This window comes from Clostridium sp. UBA3061 (assembly GCF_002367465.1).
GTDB classification, from domain to species: Bacteria; Bacillota; Clostridia; order Clostridiales; family Clostridiaceae; genus Clostridium_J; species Clostridium_J sulfidigenes.
This window is the reverse complement of record NZ_DFCF01000007.1, coordinates 190,164-199,538: the sequence shown is the minus strand read 5'-3', so window position 1 is coordinate 199,538 and position 9,375 is coordinate 190,164. Positions and strand designations below refer to the sequence as shown.

General features: G+C 27.9%; 9 protein-coding genes. 5 read left to right on the top strand and 4 right to left on the bottom strand.

The features are described 5' to 3' along the window. Window positions 1-341: hypothetical protein (locus tag B2P65_RS06370; protein ID WP_346879788.1), on the bottom strand; the 341-nt coding region annotated here is incomplete at its 3' end. A 230-nt stretch (window positions 342-571) separates the two neighbouring features. Here B2P65_RS06370 and B2P65_RS06365 point away from each other — a divergent pair. Both B2P65_RS06365 and B2P65_RS06360 read left to right on the top strand, forming a co-directional pair. Continuing rightward, window positions 572-2,131 (top strand): hypothetical protein, encoded by a 1,560-nt coding sequence (locus tag B2P65_RS06365; protein ID WP_346879787.1) that lies wholly within the window; start codon window positions 572-574, stop codon window positions 2,129-2,131. Between the two features lie 115 nt (window positions 2,132-2,246). Continuing rightward, window positions 2,247-3,812 (top strand): hypothetical protein, encoded by a 1,566-nt coding sequence (locus tag B2P65_RS06360; protein WP_346846937.1) that lies wholly within the window; start codon window positions 2,247-2,249, stop codon window positions 3,810-3,812. A gap of 121 nt (window positions 3,813-3,933) precedes the next feature. On the opposite strand, the gene cls is transcribed toward B2P65_RS06360, so the two are convergent. Continuing rightward, a complete protein-coding gene (cls, locus tag B2P65_RS06355; protein ID WP_346846938.1) occupies window positions 3,934-5,388 on the bottom strand; it encodes a cardiolipin synthase in 1,455 nt (484 codons plus the stop codon). Between the two features lie 200 nt (window positions 5,389-5,588). Here cls and B2P65_RS06350 point away from each other — a divergent pair, with 200 nt between their 5' ends. Together B2P65_RS06350 and B2P65_RS06345 are read left to right on the top strand one after the other, a co-directional pair. Beyond that, a complete protein-coding gene (locus B2P65_RS06350) occupies window positions 5,589-6,464 on the top strand; it encodes a YitT family protein (RefSeq protein WP_346846939.1) in 876 nt (291 codons plus the stop codon). 86 nt (window positions 6,465-6,550) lie between these two features. After that, a complete protein-coding gene (locus B2P65_RS06345) occupies window positions 6,551-8,044 on the top strand; it encodes a leucyl aminopeptidase (RefSeq protein WP_346879786.1) in 1,494 nt (497 codons plus the stop codon). A gap of 98 nt (window positions 8,045-8,142) precedes the next feature. Here the strand turns inward: B2P65_RS06345 and B2P65_RS06340 are convergent, their stop codons facing one another. Together B2P65_RS06340 and B2P65_RS06335 are read right to left on the bottom strand one after the other, a co-directional pair. After that, complete coding sequence (locus tag B2P65_RS06340; RefSeq protein WP_035130839.1) at window positions 8,143-8,328, bottom strand: hypothetical protein; 186 nt, start codon at window positions 8,326-8,328, stop codon at window positions 8,143-8,145. 78 nt (window positions 8,329-8,406) lie between these two features. Next, window positions 8,407-8,610: a hypothetical protein gene (locus B2P65_RS06335; RefSeq protein WP_035130841.1), complete on the bottom strand. Its 204-nt coding sequence runs from the start codon at window positions 8,608-8,610 to the stop codon at window positions 8,407-8,409. 180 nt (window positions 8,611-8,790) lie between these two features. On the opposite strand from B2P65_RS06335, the gene B2P65_RS06330 reads away from it, so the two are divergent. Then, a complete protein-coding gene (locus tag B2P65_RS06330) occupies window positions 8,791-9,366 on the top strand; it encodes a nucleoside recognition domain-containing protein (RefSeq protein ID WP_346846941.1) in 576 nt (191 codons plus the stop codon). The last annotated feature ends 9 nt before the right edge of the window (window positions 9,367-9,375 follow it).

Below are 9,375 nucleotides of genomic sequence, written 5' to 3'. Positions count from 1 at the left end.
CTTAAACTTTCCAATCCTAAAGTAGACCCACTAGAATCTGTAATTTTAACTATCTTGTTTCTATTTATACCTATTTTGATATTGGAATCTAAAGAGAGGATTATATTAGCTCTAGGTGAAAAGAAGATAAAATAAATACAACTTAATACTAATGCACAAATAGATATTAGTATTATAAATACTTTTATAAGATTTGACCTATCTACATATACAGTACCATCATAAATATTACCTTTAATAGGAGCTTTATCATTTCTCTCTAATGTAACAAATTCTTTATTATTTGTTACTATATAAACTTTATCATCATCAAAATTAATTACTTTACCAGATTTTCGCATATAAATACCTTTCACTAATTAAATTTATTTACAACATAAGTATATTTTACAATACAATTTTAAAATATAAAAGCAAAAGTAATCATCATCATAAGAAAATATTTTATTACAAAAAAATATTATATTAGCTAATATTTGCAAAAAGTGTTTGAATATTCAGTATACCGGGAGTATAATTTATACTAATAGATAAAAAAGGAGAATTATTAAGACCTTGGGGGAGAGTTAATATGAATAAAAAAAGGATATTATTATTAAGTATAATAATGGGATTTTTAATAATTGTAATTGGTAATTATTTAAATAACTACAATTTATTGAAACAGCCACCGTCAGAAAAATGGAGCAAAGAAGTAAAAATTGGAAGTGGGTTAGGAAAGAATACACCAGTAATCATAAAAGAAGAAAATCGTTTATTAGTAGCATATGGGGATACTAAAAAGATTAAAGTATGTGAAACAGATTTAAATGGGAAAGAAATTAAAACTAAAGAATATGCTGTAGAAGAAGAACTACTTAAGAATTTAATATTTACCAAAACTGATAAAGGATATACTTTGATTTATAATTCTAATAAATTAAGTATAGATTATTTAGAAAAGTTAGTTTTAGATGAAGAGTTAAATTTGGTAAAAAGAGAAATAGAAGAAGGAATCACATTTACTGAACAAATTGATAGTAAAAATATAGTTTTAGCCTATAAAGATAAAATTAAGTTAGTAAACACAGTATCAAATGAAAATATAGAAGTGCCAGTAGAAAACTTAAGTATGCTTACTGCTAATAAAAGTAAAGATGAACTTTTGATATGTTACTTAGAAAAAGAGAAATTATTTAAAGGATTCACAGTTAAAGGTGGAAAGGTATCAAAGCCATTTCTTATCAAAGAGATGATTAAAACTGACAAAATTACTTATGGAGCAATGTCATTGTCTTCAGATGCAAAAAATGGATATTTGCTTGTTGAGAAATATGATAGAAATGAATACTTTGCTACAGAAGTAATGGAGTTTCCTATAAGTGGAGGAGAGGGCCAGGTTAGTAAGCTTGTGGTTGATAAATCCAGTTACGTTATAAATACTAAAGGAGCCTATTCAGAAAATGGTGCAAGATTTTATGCCACCATGGGAGTGCCTTTTGGTAAAAAGGAATTTCAAAAAGCTATAGTTTCTTTTGAAATAAAAAATGGTGAAGTTTCAAGTTCAGAGAAGATAACTAGACTAAGAGAATTATGTATTCATCCATATAATGATGAAGAATATATAGCATTTCTTAGTTTTGAGAAGGATGGATTATATAGTGTTAATATAGCATCTAGTAATGAGAATTTTAAGGATGCAAATAATGGACCTCGTAGAGATGAAAGATTGAGATCTCTTGGGTATTTAGTAGAAGGTTTTATGTATAGTATATCTTATATTATAATAATAGGATTTAGATGGATAGTTCCTGGTTTAGTTATAGCAGGAGCAGTATCTTTTATGGATTACAAATTTGATGATAAAAAGAAAAGGTATATGTATATCATACTAGCTACTATTGTTGTAGTAATGAAAATATATACTATAAATAAAGCTTTTTATGTGCAATATTCACATATGTTACCTACTATTTTAGCTCCATCATTTGTAGGCATATTGATAAACTCCTTAATTGGACTAGTTGTATATGGATATGGATATATGGTCTATACAGATGATTTTGAGAGCATATTTCTAGGTAAGTTTAGTATATTCATGTTAATTGATGCATTGTTTACATTAATGATATTTGTACCTCTTATAATATAATAATAAAGTTTAATTAGAATTTAAAAAGAGATTATTTCTTATAATTAATTGAAATAATCTCTTAAAGTTATATAAAACATATGCATAATAATAAATAGTTTAAGGAGATATATAAATGAAAAAGAAAAAAATGCTTTTAATTTTTCTTATTATTGTGACGTGTATATTAATACTTACTGGAAACTATAAGAATAACTATAATTTAGAAATACAACCACCATCTAAAACATGGAGTAAGGAAGTAAGGATAGCAACTGCAACAACGAAAAATGCTCCAGTAATTTTGAAAGAAGATAATAGAATACTTGTAGCATATGATAATAATAAAAATCTTAATATTGTTGAAACCAATACTGTAGGAGAAGTTTTGAATAATAAACAATATGAAGTTAATGAAGAATTAATAAACAATGTATTACTCGCTAAAAGTGTAGATGGGTATATACTAATGCTTAACTCCATAGAAGATTGTGAGGGATACTTATTAAAGGTATATATAGATAAAGATTTAAATGAGGTTAGTAGAGAGAATATTAAAGGAATAAATAGTACTTATCAATTAGATAATAACAATATAGTAGTTGCTTACAAAGATAAACTTGAGATAATAAATACAGTAGAAGATAAAATGATATCTATTCCAGCAAAAAATACAGACATGATTTCAGCCAGTAAGAATAAAGACGGTTTTCTAATATGTTACATGGAAGACAACTCATATATTAAAGCAATTACATTTAATGAAGATAGGGTTTCAGAACCTATATTAGTGGAAGAAATAGCTAAGAATAATAGAGTTACTTATAAGAATATGTCCTGTTCTTCAGATAGAGAAAATGGATATACAATGTTCGAGCAATATGTTAAAGGTGAACTTCACTCTTGTAGGTTATTCGAGTTTCCTATAGCTGGAGGTGAGGTTAAGGAAAGTAAACCAAGAATTAATGAATCAAATGAACTAATAAATGCTATAGGAACTTACTCTGACGAAGAAGGTGGGAAGTTTTTTTCTACAATAGATAACTCTTATGGGAAGAAAGAGGAAAGAAGAGGAATAGCATCCTTTGTTGTAAAAGATGGTAAGATAAATAAAGTTGAGCCAGTTACAAGAACAAGAGGAGTATGCATTAATCCTTATGTAAATGAGGATTATATTAGTTACTTAAGTTTTAGAGATGAAGATTTATATGATGTTGTCATAGCATCAACAGATGAAGGATTTAAGGCTATAAATAATTTACCAAGAGAGTCAGAGAAGAAAAGTGCACTTACTTATACTATTGAGGGACTTATGAATAGCTTTGTATCTATAATAATTGTTGGATTCCCATGGATAGCAATAGGTTTAGTTTTAAGTGGAGCAGTTACATTCCTAGACTATAAGCTATCTAATAAGCAAAAGAAGATTGCATATATAATAGTAGCTATATTAACAACTTGTGCAAAGATCTTTTTTATAATAAAAATGTTCTATGTTAAATATGTATATATGTTACCACCGGCTATAGCCCCTATTTATGTTGGTATTGTCTTATGTATATTAATAGCAGTTATAACATATAGTTATGGATACTGTACTTATACAAGTGAATTTGAGGGAATATTTATATCAAAATTTGTTTTAAGTTTATTAATTGATGCATTATTAACTTTGATGATATATGCTCCATTAATAATATAAAAATTTAAACCGTCATATCTATTTTAAACTTCTAATAGTTATAGATATGACGGTTTATTTAATAATCACAGTACTTTTGTTATACTCAATAAAATGATCTATAGAATAGCTAAAATCCTGTTTATAGAATAGGAGATAGTAGTCTAGATATAGCTTCCTTGAATTTAATTATTAGAGATCTATTAGAATAATGTTCAGGAGTGAGTAAAGTACTTTGCAATATATCTGATTCAAAGGCTTTATCAACCTCAGAAGTAGTTATTGTACCATATATTATGGCATTAACTTCAAAATTTAGATTAAAACTACGTATATCCATATTAGCAGTTCCTATAGTACACATTTTACCATCTATTGATACCATTTTGCTATGAATAAATCCATTGTCATAGGTGTAGCATTTAGCACCACATTCTACAAGTTCCCAAATATAGGACTTAGATGCCCAATAAATAAATGGATGATCTGGCTTACAAGGTATTATAATTTTAACATCTACACCAGATAGGCATGCTATTTTAAGAGCTGTTAAGATACTTTCATCTGGAATAAAATATGGAGTCTCAATATAAATGGAATTTTCAGCTTTGCTTATTAATTTAAGGTAAGTATTTCTTATACTACACCACTCAGAATCAGGTCCGCTAGAAATTATTTGAACAGCTGTATTATCTATGTATGGTTTTCTAGGAAAATACCTTTCTTCCATGAAAAAGTCTTTTTTGCTCGCAAAACGCCAATCCATCAAAAATCTGACTTCTAGATAATTTACAGAGTCACCTTGAAGATGAAGATGAGTATCTCTCCAAAAGCCAAATTTCTTAGATAGGCCTAAATATTCATCTCCTACGTTTAAACCTCCAACAAAACCATGTTCTCCATCTACAACACAGATTTTCCTATGATTTCTATAGTTTATTCTCACATTTATATAAGGTATAAAAGGTGGAAAAAAGCAATACACTTCTCCACCGGCTTTTACCAGTGGATCAAAAAAATGCTTTTTATTATGAATGCAACCCATACCATCGTAAAGAAGTTTAACTTCAATACCTTCCTTTGCTTTCTTCACTAAAAGATTAAGTATTTCAGTGCCTAGATTATCATCATTAAAGATATAGTACTGAATATGAATAAAATTTTTGGCATTCTTTATACAATCTATCATGATAGGAAATTTTTCATTTCCATTATTAAGAATATCTACTTTATTGTTATTAGTAACAATAAAATTATCACTATATAGATTTAAATTTATTACATCATGATATTCTTTTAATAGAGAGTTATTATTAACTATAGCTTTGTCGCTGAGAAGGCGCTTTTGCTCTTCAGAGAATTGCATAAGAACAGATTCTTCTTCCTTTTTTAGAACAAAGAATTTTTTGCGACGAAGATTTTGACCAAAGAATAAATACATTATAAAACCAATAAATGGTATAAACAACATTATCATAAGCCATGTCCAAGTATTACTAGTATTTCTCTTTTCAAATATAATTACAATTATAGCAAAAGCAATATTTACAACAAATATAAGGTTTATAATATTTAAAAAAACAGTATAATTATCCATAAAAACTCCTTATTATAATATAATAATTAAATTTTAGCATAACATATAAAAAATACATATAAAAAACTATAAAAACTATATAATTATTATAATAATAAAAGTATAATTGAAATTAGTGTTTGCAACATGTATAATTCTATGCTATAAAACTAGTGTAACATAAATAATATAGTATAACATAAAATAAACGGGAGGGCAAAATGAAGGAGTTTTTTAACAAAAGTGAACTTAAAAATTATCTAATGATAATGGTTGGTATAACAATACTGGCTATAGGAATAAACGTATACTATTCACCACAACATTTAGTTACCGGAGGAGTATCAGGTTTAGCTATTATATTAGATTATGTATTTAGCATTCCACTATGGTTAACTAATGTAATTGTAAATATACCATTATTTATAGTAGGAATAAAAATAAAAGGGATGGATTTTGCAAAAAAATCTATATTTGGAGCAGCTTTTGTATCTGTTGCCCTTTGGTATACTAGTTTTATCCCGCCGGTTCAATCTGACTTATTAATATCAAGTGTATTTGGAGGCCTTTTTGTAGGAGCTGGAGTTGGATTAGTATTAAGATCATCTGCATCAACAGGAGGTACAGATTTACTTGCAATAATTATAAAGCATTATTTGAAGAAAATACCTATAAATCAAATAATGATGTGCATAGATGGAATGATAATAGTAGTAGGTTTATTTGTTTTTGGCGTAGAAAAAGCCATGTATGCATTGATATCTATATTTATAGTTTCTAAAGTAGTAAATACCTTAGTAGAGGGTGTAAATTACTCTAAAGAAGTACATATAATCTCAGAAAAGTCTGGTGAAATAGCACAAGAATTAATGAAGCACTTAAATAGAGGAATAACAAGTATAAATGGCAAGGGTGTATATACTGGAAAAAGTAAAGATATATTGTATATTGTATGCTCTACAGAAGAATTAATTGAGCTTCAAAGAATTGTAAAAGAAGTAGACACTGAAGCTTTTATAATAATAAATGATGTAAGAGAAGTAGTAGGAAGAGGATTTACTCAACCACAGTATGATGGATACAAAGAAGAAAAATAGAACATTATAGAAGGATTTAGAAAATAAGTATAGAAACTATTTAAGTATAAGATGTATATTCAATTTTGAAAGGATAGGTGATTAATATGAATATAAAAGTGGAGAACTTAAAAAATGTTCAATCACATAACAATTCCAAAGGTATATTTTTATTTGAAAGTTATATGGAACTACAACAAGGATTTTCATGTGACAAATTAGATAATATCCTTAGTTGCTTAAGTGAAAGTAAAGAGTTCGCTGGCAAAAAAGGAGATTTATATACATTAACTAATATAGAAGATGGGTCTATACAAAAAACTATACTTGTAGGTCTTGGTGAAAAATCTAAGTGTAAAGTAGATAATGTTAGAAATAATACTTCTAAGTTAATTAAGGAAGTAATTAAACAAAAAATAAAAACTCTAGATTTACATGTGAAATCTATGGATTGTTGTTGTAATTATGAAAAAGTTAAAGCTATTACTGAATCCCTTATAATGACTACTTATAATTTTGATAAATATAAAAGTGATAAAAAAGAAGTACTATTAGAAGAAGTAAGAATTATATTTCATGAGGACCAAGATTTAGCTAAATTAAATGAAGCTGTAGAAGAAGGAAGACTACTTGCAGAAGGAAATTTAATTTCAAGAGAACTTGTAAATGAGCCTGCAAATATTTTAACTCCAGAGGCATTATCTAAAAAAGTTCAGCAGTTAGGCCTTGATCATGGATTCCAAGTTGAAGTATATAATAAAGAAGAAATTAAAAACTTTGGTATGGAATCATTTTTATCCGTTGGTAAAGGTTCTTCAAATGAACCCAAGCTAATTGTAATGAGATACATGGGTGATGCTGATAATAAAGAAAATATATTAGGTCTTGTAGGTAAAGGATTAACCTTTGATGCAGGTGGATATTGCCTAAAAACTGCAGGAAGTATGTGGACTATGAAGAGTGATATGGGGGGAGCAGGTGCTGTTATCGGTGCCATGTCTACCATAGCAAGAAAGGGATTAAAGAAAAATATTGTAGCTGTAGTGGCTGCTTGTGAGAATTTAATTTCAGGAGATGCATATAGACCTGGAGATATAATTAATACTATGAATGGTAAAACCATAGAAATTATAAATACAGATGCTGAAGGCAGATTAACTTTAGTAGATGCAGTTACTTATATAATAAGAAAAGAAAATGTAACTAAGGTAGTTGATATTGCTACTCTTACTGGTGCTGTAGGTGGTGCTATAGGAAGTGCCGCTACAGGAGTTGTAACTAATGATGATGAATTCTACTCACTTTTAGAGGAAGCTTCTTTACATTGTGATGAAAGAGTTTGGAGATTCCCAACCTTTGATGAATATAAAGAAAAAATAAAAACTGGTAATGCAGACTTAGTTAACTCAACTGGCCCTGTAGGTGCAGGAGCAATTACAGCAGGATTATTTATTGGTGAATTTGTAGAAGATAAGCCATGGTTACACCTTGATATTGCAGCTACAGCTTTCACATCACAGACACCAAATAGAGAATATTTCTCAAAGGGTGCAACAGGAGTAGGGTCAAGATTATTATATGAAATTGCTAAAAAATATTAATAAACATAAAAAACCTGTGGAAACACAGGTTTTTTAATGATAAAAGAGTATAACTTTGAATTTATAAAGTTATACTCTTTCATTATGTAAATATTTAATTATAAGATACCTTCATTTTTAAGAACAGATTCAATTTCTTGAACTTTCTTAGCAAGAGAAATAAAGTTTTCTTTTATCATATCCTCAGATACAGAATTAAATTTAATATTTTCTTCTAGTTTTTCAATAGTAGAAAGTGCTTCATCAATCTCTTTTTGCGCTTGCTTTAAATTAGTTTCATTCATAAAAAATCTCCTTTAGTTGTTTTATTTAATCTATACATTAAATGTTATCATTGAGAAGATTTAAATTCAACTATAAATTTATTGAAATGAATTATAGGAGTTAGTATAAGACTTATCAATTTTGCTACTATGAAGGGAGTATACTTCTCCATTAACTAAATCAACAACTTCTACAAGACCAGAATTATCATAAACTTTTCTAATGAATAACTCTCTATTGTTATAATAACCAGTAGCTCCAGGGTTTTGATTTTTCATTTCTATTATTTCGTTTAAATCCATAACATAATATACCTCCTAGTATGATTTTTAATAGTTTTTCCTAAATTGACAGTTTTTATGCATGATAAAATAGAGGATAGAATTTTCTATATAATAAAAAAGCTAAATATTGTTTAAAGGAAGAACATATACATTACATATAAATATATATTAATTTATTAAAGATATAGGAGAGTTTGTATGATAAATGTAATATGGTTCGGAATTTTATTTATAGGTATAGCTTTTGGCGTACTTACAGGAGATGGAGAGCTCTTATCTAAAACCATAGTATCAACTACATCAGATACAGTTAAGCTTATTATAGAGCTATTAGGAATGATGTGTCTTTGGTGTGGGGTGATGAAAATTGCGGAGAGAAGTGGCCTTACAGACAAATTAGCCAGATTATTAAAACCTATACTTAGAATAATCTTTAAAGAAGCAGGAAAAGATGATAAGGCTTTAGGAGCTATAGTTATGAATCTTACAGCTAATATGTTTGGATTATCTAATGCAGCAACTCCTTTTGGTATAAGAGCTATGGAGGAAATGGATAGAATAAATGGGCATAAAGATGTGGCAAGCAACGATATGGTACTATTTCTAGTTTTAAATGCAGCCTGTATTCAATTTGTGCCAACTACAGTTGTTTCTATTAGAGCTGCATTTAATTCTGGAAATCCAGGTTCAATAATTCTACCAGCACTATGTACTACAACCTTTGCATCTATACTTGGAATTATTTTATGTAAGTTTTTACAAAGATACTTTTAAAGGAGGAAA